The organism is Pseudoduganella sp. SL102 (assembly GCF_027856995.1).
Taxonomy (GTDB): Bacteria; Pseudomonadota; Gammaproteobacteria; order Burkholderiales; family Burkholderiaceae_D; genus Rugamonas; species Rugamonas albidiflava.
Window position 1 is genome coordinate 4770261 of the sequence record NZ_CP115554.1, and the last position, 14274, is coordinate 4784534.

General features: G+C 66.7%; 12 protein-coding genes and 1 pseudogene. 11 read left to right on the plus strand and 2 right to left on the minus strand.

The features are described from left to right. The first annotated feature begins 56 nt into the window (after positions 1–56). Together OU994_RS20135 and OU994_RS20140 are read left to right on the plus strand one after the other, a co-directional pair. On the plus strand, positions 57–1169 hold the full coding sequence (locus OU994_RS20135; protein ID WP_281607383.1) for a sensor histidine kinase: 1113 nt from the start codon (positions 57–59) through the stop codon (positions 1167–1169). Between the two features lie 16 nt (positions 1170–1185). Beyond that, positions 1186–1995 (plus strand): class I SAM-dependent methyltransferase, encoded by an 810-nt coding sequence (locus OU994_RS20140; RefSeq protein ID WP_281607384.1) that lies wholly within the window; start codon positions 1186–1188, stop codon positions 1993–1995. Here OU994_RS20140 and OU994_RS20145 read toward each other — a convergent pair. After that, positions 1973–3277, minus strand: a complete 1305-nt coding sequence (locus OU994_RS20145; RefSeq protein ID WP_281607385.1) for a vanadium-dependent haloperoxidase — start codon at positions 3275–3277, stop codon at positions 1973–1975. The genes OU994_RS20140 and OU994_RS20145 overlap by 23 nt on opposite strands. A 279-nt stretch (positions 3278–3556) precedes the next feature. Between OU994_RS20145 and OU994_RS20150 the strand changes: the two genes are divergently transcribed. From OU994_RS20150 to OU994_RS20185, 8 genes are all read left to right on the plus strand, one after another. Beyond that, a complete protein-coding gene (locus OU994_RS20150; protein WP_281607386.1) occupies positions 3557–5950 on the plus strand; it encodes an ATP-binding protein in 2394 nt (797 codons plus the stop codon). Further along, positions 5947–6792, plus strand: coding sequence for a hypothetical protein (locus OU994_RS20155; RefSeq protein WP_281607387.1), 846 nt, complete (start codon positions 5947–5949; stop codon positions 6790–6792). Before OU994_RS20150 ends, OU994_RS20155 begins: the two co-directional genes overlap by 4 nt. A gap of 2 nt (positions 6793–6794) precedes the next feature. Beyond that, the gene (locus tag OU994_RS20160) at positions 6795–7832 is read left to right on the plus strand and encodes a DUF4105 domain-containing protein (protein WP_281607388.1); all 1038 of its coding nucleotides are present in this window, start codon (positions 6795–6797) and stop codon (positions 7830–7832) included. 107 nt (positions 7833–7939) lie between these two features. Beyond that, positions 7940–9121, plus strand: coding sequence for a PAS domain-containing sensor histidine kinase (locus OU994_RS20165; protein ID WP_281607389.1), 1182 nt, complete (start codon positions 7940–7942; stop codon positions 9119–9121). 75 nt (positions 9122–9196) lie between these two features. Next, positions 9197–10282 carry a hypothetical protein gene (locus OU994_RS20170; RefSeq protein ID WP_281607390.1) on the plus strand — a complete coding sequence of 362 codons (1086 nt, stop codon included), beginning with the start codon at positions 9197–9199 and terminating at the stop codon, positions 10280–10282. 57 nt (positions 10283–10339) lie between these two features. Further along, positions 10340–10684, plus strand: a complete 345-nt coding sequence (locus OU994_RS20175) for a hypothetical protein (protein WP_281607391.1) — start codon at positions 10340–10342, stop codon at positions 10682–10684. Positions 10685–10749: 65 nt separating this feature from the next. Beyond that, positions 10750–11124 (plus strand): hypothetical protein, encoded by a 375-nt coding sequence (locus OU994_RS20180; protein WP_281607392.1) that lies wholly within the window; start codon positions 10750–10752, stop codon positions 11122–11124. A gap of 412 nt (positions 11125–11536) precedes the next feature. Next, on the plus strand, positions 11537–12100 hold the full coding sequence (locus OU994_RS20185; RefSeq protein WP_281607393.1) for a hypothetical protein: 564 nt from the start codon (positions 11537–11539) through the stop codon (positions 12098–12100). Positions 12101–12396: 296 nt separating this feature from the next. On the opposite strand, the pseudogene OU994_RS20190 reads toward OU994_RS20185, so the two are convergent. Continuing rightward, positions 12397–13824 (minus strand): annotated as a pseudogene (locus OU994_RS20190) (IS1182 family transposase); the annotation flags it as partial. A gap of 136 nt (positions 13825–13960) precedes the next feature. Here OU994_RS20190 and OU994_RS20195 point away from each other — a divergent pair. Then, positions 13961–14263, plus strand: coding sequence for a DUF5076 domain-containing protein (locus OU994_RS20195; protein ID WP_281607394.1), 303 nt, complete (start codon positions 13961–13963; stop codon positions 14261–14263). The last annotated feature ends 11 nt before the right edge of the window (positions 14264–14274 follow it).

The window sequence follows — 14274 nt, forward strand, 5'->3', positions numbered from 1 at the left end:
CGGAGCGGCGGCATAATGGCGGCATCGCCATTTCCACGAGGGCTTTGCCATCCGCCATGCCTGACCAGCCCACGGAACCGCGGCAGCGCCTGCGGGCACTGCGCGACACCGTTCTCGCCGATTGGATCCACGCCGTGCGCGCCCATGTGCCTCGCGCGGCCGAGCTGCCGGAGCCGCTGATCATCGATACGCTGCCGGCGTTCTATGACAAACTGTGCGCCGCGGCGGCCGGCGAACGCACCGACTACCGGCTCTCCACGCTGGCCTCGGAGCATGGCGGCGAACGCGCCCGCCTGACGCGCTACGACGCCGAGATGGTGGCCCACGAGTTCCAGCTGTTCCGCGCCGCCACGTTCGCCGCGTGGCACCGGGCCGGCGCCGCCCTGCCGCCGGACGTGGCCGCCACCATCAACGGCATGATCGACGAGGCGATCCGCGAATCGATCACCGGCTTCGTGCTGGCCGAGGCGGCGGCCCGCGAACAGTTCTTTTCCGCGCTGGCCCACGATATCCGCACCCCGCTGTCGACCGCGGCGATGGCGGTCGAGCACATTTCCCACATCGACGATATCGCCGCCGCGCGCCGGCTGGCCGAGCTGGCGGCGAAACAGCATGCGCGCATCGGCACCATGCTGGCCGACATGCTCGATGTCACGCTGCTCAGTTCGAAGCAGGGCGAGACGCTGGACATGCAGGCACTCGACCTGGGCGCCCTGCTGCACGACGTGACCGGTTGCTCGGCCATGGCGTGCGGACGCCGCATCGACGTGTCCGCCGAGCCGGCGCACGGCTACTGGCACCGCGAATCGCTGCGCCGGGCGATCGAGAACCTGCTCGGCAATGCCGTCAAGTACAGTACCCCCGGCACCACCATCACCGCCGCGCTGCATTGCTACGGCGGCCGCGTGGCGCTGTCGATCGCCAATGCCGGGCCGCCGATCCCGCCCGAGCGGGTGGAAGCCTTGTTCCAGCTGTTCCGGCGCGGTGCGGCGGGGGAAGAACGGGGCTGGGGCATCGGCCTGCCCTTCGTGCGCAGCGTGGCCGAGCGGCATTGCGGCAGCATCACGGTGGAATGCCGCGACGGCCAGACTACCTTCACGCTGGACTTTCCGATCGACCCGCGGCCGTTCCTGCCGGCCCGCGGCGGGGTGGCGCAGCGCCACCCATGAGTGTGGAGAGAACGCCATGACGCCAACCACCGATGCCCGCTTCGCCGGCACGCTGCCGTACCATTACGAGCGCCTGCTGGTGCCCATGCTGTTCGAGCCATACGCGCTCGACCTGGTCCGGCGTGCCGCCGCGCTGGCGCCGGCGCAGGTGCTGGAGATCGCCGCGGGGACGGGCATCGTGACCCGGCACCTGGCGGCGGCGCTACCGGCGGCGCACATCCTGGCCACCGACCTGAACCCCGACATGCTGGCCGTCGCGCAATCGGCCGTGGCGGCCCCGCTGGTGACCTGGGGGCAGGCCGACGCGATGGCACTGCCATTCGGCGACGGCAGCTTCGACCTCGCGCTGTGCCAGTTCGGCGCCATGTTCTTCCCCGACAAACCGGCCGCCTTCGCCGAAGTGCGCCGGGTGCTGCGCCCGGGCGGCCGGTTCCTGTTCAATGTGTGGGATGCGCTGGCCACCAACGAACTGGCCAGCGTGCTGCAGGCAGCGATGGACACCTGCTTCCCGGCCGATCCGCCACGCTTCTTCACGCGCACGCCGCACGGCTACCACGATCGCGCCGCCATCGCGCGCGACCTGGCGCTGGCCGGCTTCGCCCGCCCCTCGATCGACACGGTGGCGCTGCCGGGCAATGCGCCGGGCGCCCGCGCCGTGGCGGAAGGATTTTGCCAGGGGACCCCGCTGCGCGCCGAGATCGAGTCCCGTGGCGGCGACGTCATCGCCGTCACGGCGGCCGCGGCGGATCACCTGGAGCGGCACTTTGGCGCCGGGCCGTTCCGTGCCGGACTGCAGGCGCACGTCATTTCGGCGCTTGCGGCATGAAGGCGCGCTCCATCGTCCAGCGCGCCACTTCCTTGCCCATCGCCGCGCCCGCCGACGTGCCGAAGCGGAAGTGCATGCCGCCCCAGATGCGCGCCATGCGGCTTTCCTCGGCCAGCGCATCGGTATCGGTGTAGGTGCGGCTGGTTTTCGTCACGGCGCTGTCCCACGTGAACGTGACCCGGCTGGTGCCGTAGTAGCGGCGCAGCAGTTCCCCCAGGGTGGCCACCGAACACGTATGGGCGGCCGGATACTCCGGGTAATTCGGCGTCGGCAGCACCGGCTGCCATGCCGGGTCCGCCGTGGTGGCGGGATTGCCGTCCGTGTCCGCCAGCGTGATGGCGCTTTGCGGGCGCCACATGTCGTAGTGGTACTTGGCCTCCAGGCAGGCGCCGATCGCATCGCTGTAGTTGGCATAGATGGCCGCCATCAGCCGGGCCGCCTCGACCGGATCGGCCGTGGTGCGCGCGAAGCGCCCGAAGTTGCGGGTGAAGTACGGCGGCGGGACCTCGGAGTGGAAGCGCGCCGTTTCCAGCTGTTCGGCGGTGCGCCGCGTGCTGGTCTTGCCGCCCAGCTCCCTGGCTTCATCGACATCGGCGGCGTACTGCGCGCTGTCCAGCGCGGGTGGCGGCGGCGCCCGGAACTGGGCCATGGCCGTCATCGTGAATGGCCGGATCGATGGCCAGAACCGGTTGACCGGGTCGCTGCCGCGGAACCTGCCCGGCGCATCGCTGGCCGCGTACGGCGGCAGGACGGTGGCGCGCCCGTCGGCGGCCCGGCGCGCCACGTGCGCCGCGGCGGCCGCGCTGCCCAATGCCGCGCCGCGCGCCTTGCCGGGGGTGTCGGGCAAGGCGGCCATGAATTGCTCGTAGGCCTGCTGGTACCCGGCCGCGCGGCCCGGGAACAGCACGCGCAGCACGCCATGCGCGGCGCTGGCCGTGGCGGCATCGAGCGATGCCTGCGCATCCACCTGCGCCGGCGCGAACAGGAATGGCCGGTAGCGGCGGTCGATGGCCATGGCCGCGTCGTACATCGCCAGGTGCAGGGTCGCCATGTCGGCCGGGAACGCCGCGTACTTTTCCGCTTCCGTCGCCGCGTTGGCGGCCTTGGCAAGGACGGTGGCGGCGCCGATGTCGTGCCAGTGCGCGACGGCGTTGGCCTTGTCGGCCACCAGTACCACCGGGGCGGCCTGGGGCGGATGCGCGCAGCCGCACAGCGCGGCGGCAAGCACGATGGGCAGCGCCACGGCGGCGCGCAGTCGGACAGGCAGGTGCGAACGGTTCATGGCATTCTCCGGACGCTCGGCCAGGCGGCCGCGACAATTCAGGATACGGCAATCCGGCGCCGCCGCAAGCCCCATGCGATGCGCTGTGCTGCTCTGTGCTGCCGGCGCCACAGCCCCAGGCGGCGCCTGCCGTGCCACATACGCGAGCGTCGCGCCGGCATTGCCAACCTGTTGTGCGCGAGGGCCGGGCCGGCATTGCTAAACTGTTGTCCAGTCAGGACAGCACATCGCACAGGATGACGCGGGCCGGCCGCCGGCGCGCCACGAGACAAGGCACACATGTTCGGAGACGCTCGCGTTGTACGCAGGATGGCCTCGCTCGGCCCCCGGGCCCGCTGGGGTGGCGCCGTGCTGCTGGCGGTACTGGCGGTGGCGCTGCAGATGCTGCAATGGCGCTTCGATGGCGGCCGCGCACCCTTCCTCGTGTTCAGCCCCTGCCTGGTGTTCGCGGCCGCCGCGTTCGACCGGGGGCCGGCGCTGCTGGTCTTCTTCACCGGGCTGGTCGCCGGTACCTGGATGCTCGAACCCAACGGCGCACTGCCCGGCTGGGCCGGCAGCGACCCGGCGGCGATCGCCGCGTACACGCTGCTGGGCCTGCTGTCGATCTACCTGGGCGGCCTGGGCCGCATCTATGCCGGCCGCGCGCTGCGCGCCGAACAGGCACTGGCCGACGAGCGCGTGGCGCAGAGCGAGGCGCAGCGCGACCACCTGTACCGGCTGCTGCTGCAGGCGCCGGGCTTCGTGGTGATCCTGCGCGGCCCGGCCCACCTGATCGAACTGACCAATACGGATTTCGATGCGCTGGTCGGCCGCGGCGGACTGGTCGGCACACCGTTCGCCGGCGCCGTGCCGGAACTGGCGTCGGCGCACCTGGTCGCCCAGCTCGACGCGGCATTCGGCTGCGGCACCTCGTACGCGGCGCGCGAGACCCCCGTCTACCTGGGCAGCGGCGCCAGCCCGGCCGAGCGGCTGCGCTACATCGACTTCGCGCTGCAGCCCATCGGCGACAACGGGCATCCGACCGGGGTCTTCCTGTCCGGCGTGGATGTCACCGAGGCACGCCGCGCGCGCGAAGCCCTGCTGCTGAACGAGGAACGCCTGAAGGAAGGCTTGATGGCCGCCCGCATGGCGGTGTGGGAATTCGATCTCGTGCGCGACGAGGTCTTGTTCTCCGACAGCGCCGTGGTCCCGTTCGGCGCCTCGCTGGAGGAATTGCGCCGGCCGTGGCACCTGGTCCACCCCGACGACCTGCCGCGCCTGCTCGAAGCGCGCACCGAGGCGATTGCCCGGCACGGCGGCTACCAGATGATCCTGCGGGCCCGGCGGGCGGACGACGGCACCGCGCTGTGGCTCGACCTGCGCGGCCGCTGCATCGTCGACAGGGACGGCACGGTGGCGCAGCTGCGCGGCGTGACGATCGACGTGACCGCCCGCGAAGTGGCCGAGCAGGGATTGCGCGCGGCCGAGCGGCGCAAGGATGAATTCCTGGCGATGCTGGCGCACGAGCTGCGCAATCCGCTGGCGCCGATCAGCGCGGCGGCCACGCTGCTGCAGCGCGGCATCGCCCAGCCGGCCCAGGTGTCGATGGCCGCCGCGATCGTGGCGCGGCAGGCGGCGCACCTGTCGCGCCTGGTGGACGACCTGCTCGACGCGGCGCGCATCAGCCGTGGCAAGGTGGCCCTGGTGCGGCGCCCGTTCGACTTGCGCGAGGCGGTGCGCGATGCCCTCGAACAGGTGAACCCGCTGATCGCTGCCCGGCACCACCAGCTCCAGTCAGCGCTGCCGTCCGAACCGGTAGGGGTCGATGGCGACCGCGCGCGCCTGACGCAGGTGGTAGCCAACCTGCTCAGCAATGCGATCCGCTTCACGCCCGCGGGCGGCCGGATCGACGTGACGCTGGCCAGCGCCGGCAACCAGGGTGGGGACGGCGACAGCGGCGGCGGCCATGTGGAACTGGCCGTCAGCGACAACGGCTGCGGCATCCCGGCCGACCTGCTGCCGCACGTGTTCGGCCTGTTCACCCAGGGCGAACGGGGCGCCGACCGCTCCCAGGGCGGGCTGGGCATCGGCCTGGCCATCGTCTCCGGCCTGGTGGCGCTGCATGGCGGCAGCGTGCACGCGGCCAGCGACGGCGCGGGCCGGGGCGCCCGCTTCGCCGTCACGCTGCCCACCGTCGACCTGCCGCCGGCGCCGGCCACCGCCACCCCGCCCGAGGCGCCGGGCAAGGCCCTCGACCTGCTGCTGGTGGACGACAACCGCGATGCCGCCGATACGCTCGCCATCCTGCTGCGCGGCGCCGGGCACCGCTGCACCGCCATGTACGATGCGGAGTCGGCGCTGGAGGCGGTGCGCCAGCGCCTGCCGGATGCCTGCATCCTCGATATCGGCCTGCCGGGCATGGATGGCTACACGCTGGCGCGCGAGATCCGCGCCGTTGCAGCCGGCACAGGGGGAAGTTCGAGCGCTGAGGCAGCCGGGAGCGCAAGCAAGATCGCGAACGACGGCGCACCCCGGATCGTGCTGTTCGCGCTGAGCGGCTACGGCCGCGCCGAAGACCGGGAGCGGGCCACGGCAGCCGGCTTCGACCGCCATTTCGTGAAACCGGTTTCGCCGGAAGAGCTGCTGGGCGCCCTCGCCGCCGCCTCGGCGCCCGCCTCCCCGGCCACGCCATGACCGGCGACCAAGGGGCGCAGGGTCCGGCACCGGCCGCTTCGCGCAACGCGAGCGCGCGCCGCCACGGGCCGGTCTACAATGGCGCAATGCTCCGTTCGCTTGCCGCCCTCTTCCTGGCCGCCGCCTGTACCTGCCCGGCCGCCGCACCGCTGCGTGTCGGCGGCTTCATCGTGGCGCCGCTGGTGCTCGGCGAGCCCGGCAAGCCACTGCGCGGCGCCCTGCGCGATTTCATGGAGCGCGAAGTGATGCCGGGTGGCGTGGCCTTGCGGTGGATGCCGCCCACTTCTCTGGCCGAGGCATATGCCGGCCTGCGCGATGGATCGCTCGACGTGGTGCTGGTGGCCAGCGGCGAGGCGGCGCGCCAGCCCGGTGCCGCGCCGTTCGACTGGAACTTCCTGCTCACCCGCCCGCACCTGGCGGTGCGCGACGATTCGCCGCTGCGCGCCGTCCCATCGCTGCACCGGCTGGCCGGCCTGGAGATCGGCTGGGTCGCCGGCCCGAACCTGTCGCCGGGCCTGCGCAAGTCCGGCGCGAAGTGGCTGCGCGCGGAGGGCGCCGACTGGCAGATCGAGAACCTGCGCCGGCTTCGGGCCGGCACGCTGGACGCCGCCTACTTCGAGAACGAATACTCGCCCGCCTACCTGGCGCGCATGGCGGGCATGCCGATCCGGCTGGTGCGCCTGCCGATGCCGCCACGCCCGTTCTTCATGCTGTATTCGCTGAAGGCGAAGAAGGCCGATATCGCCCGCTTCGACCGGGTGGCCAGCGCCGCGTTCGAGGGGCGCCGCTTCCACGACTTCCTCGAGCGTTACCAGGGGACCGGCGTGCCGGCGCCGCGCTGACGATGCGCACCGGTTGGCTTGACGCACACATCAAAGCGGCGCTGCTCAAGGCGCCGGCGACGCTGGCCCTCGCCCTGGCCACGGCCTGGGGCGCGCTGGCGCTGTGGTTCCAGCCGCCGCCGCTGCCCGCCGTCGCCGCCGGCCTGGCGTGGTGCGCCATCGGGCTTGCCGGGATCGCGGCGCTGTGGCTGCGGCGCGACAGGCGCTTCCGGGTCGGCGCCGCCGTCGCCTGCGCCGTGGCCGCGGTGGCGATGACGGCGTGGTGGCAGACGATCCGGCCGTCGCACGACAAGGCATGGGCGGACGATGTCGCCCGCCTGCTCGACGCGGACGTGGACGGCGACCGCGTCACGCTGCGCAACGTGCGCAATTTCGACTGGCAAACCGAGCTGCGCTACACGCCGCGCTGGGAAACCCGCCAGTACGACCTGGCGCAACTGGCCTCGGCGGACCTGATCCTGTCGTACTGGATGGGGCCGCACATCGCGCACACCCTGGTTTCGTTCGGCTTTGCCGACGGCCGCAAGCTGGTGTTTTCGCTGGAAATCCGCAAGGAGCGGCATGAATCGTTTTCCGCGCTCGGCGGCTTTTTCCGCCGGTTCGAGGAAGTGCTGGTCGCCGCGGACGAGCGCGACATCGTGCGCACGCGCAGCAACGCGCGCGGCGAACAGGTCTACCTGTACCGGTTGCGCGCCACGCCGGAGCAGCTGCGCGCCGTGTTCCTGGGCTACCTGGCGCAGGCCGCGCAACTGCGCCACACGCCGGCCTTCTACAACACGCTGACCAGCAACTGCACCACCGTGGTGTTCGACCTCGCCCGGCAGATCGCGCCAGGGCTGCCGCTCGACTACCGGCTGCTGGCATCCGGCCATTTCGCCGAGTACGCCTACGACCAGGGCGCGCTGACGCCCGGTTTTCCGTACCGCGTGCTGCAGCAGCGCGGCTTCATCAACCCGCGCGCGCAACGGGCGGACGCGGCGGCGTTTTCGCGGGCGATCCGGGCCGGCATCCCGGGCGTGCCACCCGACGAAACGCGCTGAAGGCAATAGCGGCGCGGCAACGTGGCACATGATGCAACGAAAATTAAAATTCGTGCCAGAAACATCAAATCGTGACATCATGGCAGGTCATCGTTTCGCCAGCTTCCATGTCTTCCGACCGCACGTCCCCATCCCCCGCCCTGCCCCACGGCGCGAAATCCGAGCTGCGCTTTCGCGCCCTGTTCGAACAGGCGCCGGTCAGCATCCAGATCCTCGCGCCCGACGGGCGCACGCTGGGCGTCAACCAGGCCTGGGAAGACCTGTGGCAGATCCGCGAAGGCTCGGCCGTGAAGGCGCACGTGCTCAGTTCGGCCTACAACGTGCTGCACGATCCGCAGCTCATCGCGCACGGCATCGCCCCGCTGCTGCAGCGCGCGTTCGACGGTGAACCGGTCACGCTGCCGGCCATCCGCTACGACGTGGCCACGCTGGATGGCGACGGCCCGGCGCGCTGGGTGACCGCGCGGGCGCACCCGATCAAGGATGACGACGGCCGCGTGCTCGAAGTGATGCTGATCCACGAGGACATCACCGAGCGCCTGGCCGCCGAACAGGCGCTGCTGGAGCAGGACCGCCGCAAGGACGAGTTCCTGGCCATGCTGGCCCACGAGCTGCGCAATCCGATGGCGCCCATCTCCGCCGCTGCGGACCTGCTCCGCACGCTCGGGCCCAGCGAGGAACGGGTGCGCAAGGCGAGCGAGGTGATCAGCCGGCAGGTGCGCCACATGACGTCGCTGGTCGACGACCTGCTCGACGTGTCGCGCGTGACGCGTGGCCTGATCCAGCTCGAACGCTCGGTGGTGGAAGTGGCCGCCATTGTCGCCAATGCCGTCGAGCAGGCGCGCCCGCTGATCCAGGCGCGCGGCCACGCGTTCGCCATCGAAGGCGATACGGACGGCATCCGCCTCCTCGGCGATCCGCACCGCCTGGTGCAGGTGGTGGCCAACCTGCTCAACAACGCCGCCAAGTACACGCCGCGCGGCGGCCGTATCGCGCTCGCCGTCGCGCGCGCCGGCACGATCGTGACGATCAGTGTGCGCGACAACGGCATCGGCCTCGACAGCGAGCTGCTGCCCCATGTATTCGACCTGTTCACGCAAGCCGAGCGCTCGCCCGACCGCGCGCAGGGCGGCCTGGGCATCGGCCTGGCGCTGGTGCGCAATATCGTCTCCATGCATGGCGGGCACGTCACCGCCCACAGCGACGGGCCGGGACTGGGCAGCGTGTTTACTGTGACGCTGGAGGTCGCCGACGATGGCGGCGGGCTGGTAGCGGCCGCCTGTGCGTGACCTGCCGCAGCACTGACGAGCCTCCGTCGGGCACGACCCTCGCCAGTTTTTGAATTCGCTTCCCACGGCTTCCCGATGGTTGCATCGCTTGTCCTGTACCTGATCCCCTACATTGCGCTCTTCGCGCTGGCCGTGCGGATGCCCGGATGGCGGTCGCTCGCGGCCTGCACGCTGGTGGCGGGCCTGCCGCTCGGCTGGTTCGCGTGGGATGGCTTCCGGTCTGTGGAAACTGCGCCCGGCGGCGCGGGCCTGTTCCTGCTCATGGGGACACTCTTCATCTGTTCGGCCATCGCCGGATTGCTGGCGGGCGTGGCGACCCGCACCGCGATGCTCTGGCGCCCGCGCATCGGGCAGTCGCGCACGCGGTCCGTGTTCCTCGTGCTGGCGGGATTCCTGGCCTTGCCGGCGTTCCTGGGAGGCGCGTCATGGTGGTCGGAGTGGCAGCGCCGGCCTCCCGACGGGACCTGCCTGGCAGCGAAACACCACGTCACCATCGCGGGCGCGGATCTCTGGCTGCCTTCGGCGCCCGTTTTTGCGCCCTGGACGGGAAAAGACCAGTTGTATCCGTTTTCAGTAAATCGCCGCATGCGCGACTTTTGCAGCCTCAGCCTGGAAGCGGAACAGCCGGTCACGCTGGTGAACCTGTCGATCGATGTCGGGAAGCTGGGCTTCGAAGGCCGTCCTTCGCGGGATCGATTCTGCGCGTCCGGCGACCGGGACCTGGCAAAGCTGCTCTGCCCTGCCGAAGTGCGGGCGGGCTTTCCCCATACGATCTCGGTATATTCGCCGACCGGCCATGACTATCGGCGAATGCTGGCGAGCAGCCGTGGCAGCCATGCGGCATTCGTGAAGGAAGAAACTGCCGCTGTCCGGTCCGGGCAGGTCCTGGAAGCCGCGGCCGCCGGCGATTTCAACCGGTATGCCAATGGATACTGGGTCGCCCGCGACAAGACGTGGCGTAACGAGGCGGGCGAACCATATACCTTGTATTGCTATGACAGCCCACCAGCCGGCATGCTTCATTGCAGCACGACGTACCGTTTAAAATGGGGCCCCGAGGTCTGCTACAGTTTTCGCGCCCATCAGGATGAAGTGGCGTCGGCCGCAAACACAGTCGACGCGAATTTTCAGGCGCTCATGAGGATATTGACGAGAAAATAGCGGCGGACGTGAAAGCACGGCCAGGCCATCCGGGTGATCGATAAGGGAGATCGGGAAATGAGTGAGTCGAGCGAGCCGATGGGGCCATTAGTCAGTCGAGGTTGCCAGGTACTGGCACCGGGCCGTCCCATATTCTTCGCCAGGGTCGGCGTTTTCCGGCCGACGCAGGTGGAAGGCAAATGGTGGCAATGCAAACTCAGCTTGCCCGGCATCGTCGATGACGAGCGTGTCGCCTTCGGCTGCGACGAGTGGGATGCGCTGCAGGCGGGCATGCAGATGGTGTGGATCGAGCTCGACCATAAGGCGCGGACCGGATGGACATTCACGTGGTGGAATGGCGAGAGTTCCGACGTCAACCAGTTGTTGCCGCATTGGGGGCGTGAGTTGCATCCGAGGCGCTGATCGACCTGCCATGCCTGGGAAGCGGATCCTCGGCAATTAGCTGTCAGGCCCGCTGGAGCGGAAAAGTGCATATTGATCTTGAAACGTGGTTGATCGATACAGGCGATATCGTTATTCGCAAACTCCAGGATAAGGGGAGTGAATTCCTTGCCCCGGTTGAACAGGCGGTTCTATGGATGTGGGATATTGATTACGCCGTAAGAAATTCCGGCTCTTTCGGTCCTCTACAGGATAGTAGTTCGTCCGCCATCACTGATTTTCTTGTTTTTTCAAGGCAGTCCGGACTGGCAAAATTGGCCGCGTTTCTTGTCACGGCTACAGATGAAGTGAATTTTTGTAGTCATTACGATGAGAACTTCAAGGAAGCGTGCGGCGAACTGCGTAGCCTGTACTGCGAGTGCGTGCTTGAGTGCGTGCTTAATTCGATTTCCACTCAGTAGCCGAGTCAGCTGGCTCTTGCAGGTATGCGACCGGCGTATCCAGCGAACGCCAGGTGGCGTTGTGCTGGGATCGTCATTCCGAACGGGCGCGCATTCTTGGCAGCTCATCAACGCAATAATTCAGCTTTACTTCCCTAGTTCTCGAGATACCGCACTGCTGGGCTGAGCTTGTGCGTGCGGAAGTGGAAACGCGCCACCCTCGCCAGCTGGGTTTTCCGGCCAGTCTAAATCGGTCCAGAAACATCGATAATCGTCTAATTCGCTCTGGTCTTAATGTTCTTCTATCGCATATCCTCTAGAAATCCTCCGCACAGAGTCTAATTCGATCCAAATCAAATATCTCGAAGTCTATAACAACCTTATTGCACCCCATCGGTCCAAACAATTAGACCCATTGAGAAAGGACCGGATCATGGAATACGAAGCGAGACAGGCTGTATATCTTCCTGTGGAGGATTATCTGCAACTGGAACTATATCTGGGCGAGACCCGTCCGGGCGTAAAAGTGGAGACTGTCGCGGCTGAGTTGCTCAGGCGTTGGCTCGCTTCTGAAACCGGTCGGCATTCCTTGCGGGTGAACGGGCCGGCCTTGCGAGGCTTTCAATGGAAAACGCTGTTTCTGCCAGAGGGGACGATGCTGCGCACTACGTACGGCGAAACAGCTGAGTTTGCCAAAGTCAGCGGAGACCGCATCGTTTCGGACGACGGCGCAACCATGACGCCATCGCTGTTCGCCAATCGCCACGGCAAGGGTCGGAACGCCTGGCGCTTCATCTGGTTGCGCTTTCCCGGCTACGATCGATGGATACGGGCCGACGACTGCCGGGCGCGCGAGGCAGGTGTCCGACTAAAACAGTCTCATGGTATGGCAGACCAGTCTAAAACAGTCCGGAATGCACATGCCGCCCAGTCTATTTCGGTCCGTGATTCGCGTGAAAAAGGCGAGTCTGATCTAACATTCGGGGCGGAGTGCTGATTCAAGACCGTTATAGACTATACCGGCCCGTTTTAGTGCGTTTTAGAGCGCCTGGCAAAACCGGCCGCTCGTCCTCGGAGCGACGATATCGTACGCTGAGGCCATGCGGCGGTCGCTTTCGGCACAGGCTGTGTAAAAACTCAGAAATGGATAGAGGTGATCAGTTTGCACCCGGCCACTGCATTTCTGCGGTTTGATGGGGCGCTACGTGAGCTGTTCCCATCTTTCGAGCTCGGCGACTGGACCAGTAGGATAACCGCTGCAAACGCACGTTGTAATGCCTGTAAAAGGGCATATGCCCTGACTGCTTCGATCATGCCATCGACACCAAGTAACGTCATCAAGCGCTTCAAGTTATAGGCGAGCACGTGCAGGCTCATCTCGGCCTTCACACGCTCAAGTCCTTTTGTCAGGAAATGCGTGGCGCCCATCCATGACTTGATCGTCCCGAAGGGATGCTCGACCGAGCAACGCCGGATTCGCATGGCGTCCGGATTTTGTTCAAGACGCTCCTGCATGTCGTCAAGCACGTCCTGGTGTTCCCAGCGCGTCACCCGGCGCTCCTGGCTCGGCGTGCACTTATCCTTGAGCGGGCAAGCCTTACAGTTCGAGCTCCAGTAGCGATGAAGCGTCATGCCCTTTTCAACGCCGGAAAATCGCCAGATCAGGGATTGGCCAGCTGGGCAGCGGTACTCGTTCTTCTCCCGATCGTAGACGAAATCGGCTTTGTCGAATCGCCCGTCGGCCTTGGCATTGGACGTCTTTGTCGCTGGCACTACTGCAGTGATGCCGGCTTGGCTGCATGCCAGGACTTCCTCGCCTTTGAAGTAGCCGCGATCAGCGATCGCAGTTAGCGTGTTGGTCCCGATTGCAGTGCGGGCCTTCTTGGCCATCCCTGACAGTTGATCGCGGTCGCTGCCGATATTGGTTACCTCGTGCTCGACGATCAGGTGGTGCTTGGCGTCGACCGCGGTCTGGACGTTGTACCCGACGATGCCCGAGCCTCGCGTCATCATTGAACGGGCATCCGGATCGGTCAGCGAGATCTGCGTTTCGCCAGTCGCTTCCAGCTTCGCTTCGATTTCCTTAAGGACAGCCATCTGCGACTTCATCGCCGCGATTCTATCGTTCAGCCGGGTGCTGCGCGCTTGTTTCGTCGCCGGTTCTTGCCTGTCAGCCGTGTCCAGGTCTGCCAGGTAACGACCGATGTTGGCCTCGATCTCTTCCATCCTGCGCTTGAGCTTGGCCTGCGTGAAATTGCGATCACTGCTGTTGACTGCCTTGAACTTGCTGCCGTCAATTGCGACCATTGCATCGGCGAACAGGTCCAGTTGCTGGCACAGTACGATGAACTGCCGGCAGACATTGCGAATCGCCTTGCCGTTGTCCTTTCGGAAGTTGGCAATCGTTTTGAAGTCCGGCGTCAGCCGCCCCGTCAGCCACATCAGTTCCACATTACGCTGCGCTTCACGCTCGAGCCGCCGGCTCGACTGAATGCGGTTGAGGTAGCCGTAGATGTAGAGCTTGAGCAGTACTGCTGGATGGTAGGACGGTCGTCCGGTCCTGGCCGGCTGCACACGCCCGAAGCCGAGTTTTCCCAAGTCGAGTTCTTCTACAAATACATCGACCACGCGAACCGGATTGTTCTCGGCCACGTAGTCGTCCAGCAGCTCAGGCAGCAACGTCCCCTGTCCTCGGTCTTCGCCTTCGATGAAACGCTTCATCTTGCACCCCGGTTGATGAGATACTCACCCAACGTTTACCGAACTGGTTTCGTTTACACTGCCGGCGTTTTTACACAGCCTGGGCAAGAAGCGGACCTTCGCCCACGATATCCAATCGATAGATAGAAAGCCCAGCATGAATGAACGTCCTGTTCCGGAAGCAGCTATACGTGACCCAAATTCCGTCGAGTTGCTGCGGGTATGGGTAGCTGGTGGTCAGTTGCATTGCTCGCTCAAGATCGGGATGTACCGTGATGGAATGGGTATATCAGAAGAGATGGCCTGGGGAACCATCCTTGCGGATGCAGCGCGTCACATTGCCAATGCGCTGCAGGATGGCGGCAGCCTGTCTCAGACAGAGAGCCTCGCCAGAATTGCAAGGAAATTCAACGAAGAAGTATCTGAACCGTCGTCAGAGCTGAACGGCGGTTTTGTTTAGTTAGTCGCTGC

Bases quoted from the DNA above. Each gene is read 5' to 3' on its own strand.
- OU994_RS20155 (WP_281607387.1), top strand. From the start codon at position 5,947: ATGACCGGCGACCAAGGGGCGCAGGGTCCGGCACCGGCCGCTTCGCGC.
- OU994_RS20175 (WP_281607391.1), top strand. From the start codon at position 10,340: ATGAGTGAGTCGAGCGAGCCGATGGGGCCATTAGTCAGTCGAGGTTGC.
- OU994_RS20145 (WP_281607385.1), bottom strand. From the start codon at position 3,277: ATGAACCGTTCGCACCTGCCTGTCCGACTGCGCGCCGCCGTGGCGCTG.
- OU994_RS20165 (WP_281607389.1), top strand. From the start codon at position 7,940: ATGTCTTCCGACCGCACGTCCCCATCCCCCGCCCTGCCCCACGGCGCG.
- OU994_RS20170 (WP_281607390.1), top strand. From the start codon at position 9,197: ATGGTTGCATCGCTTGTCCTGTACCTGATCCCCTACATTGCGCTCTTC.
- OU994_RS20150 (WP_281607386.1), top strand. From the start codon at position 3,557: ATGTTCGGAGACGCTCGCGTTGTACGCAGGATGGCCTCGCTCGGCCCC.
- OU994_RS20185 (WP_281607393.1), top strand. From the start codon at position 11,537: ATGGAATACGAAGCGAGACAGGCTGTATATCTTCCTGTGGAGGATTAT.
- OU994_RS20160 (WP_281607388.1), top strand. From the start codon at position 6,795: ATGCGCACCGGTTGGCTTGACGCACACATCAAAGCGGCGCTGCTCAAG.
- OU994_RS20195 (WP_281607394.1), top strand. From the start codon at position 13,961: ATGAATGAACGTCCTGTTCCGGAAGCAGCTATACGTGACCCAAATTCC.
- OU994_RS20140 (WP_281607384.1), top strand. From the start codon at position 1,186: ATGACGCCAACCACCGATGCCCGCTTCGCCGGCACGCTGCCGTACCAT.
- OU994_RS20135 (WP_281607383.1), top strand. From the start codon at position 57: ATGCCTGACCAGCCCACGGAACCGCGGCAGCGCCTGCGGGCACTGCGC.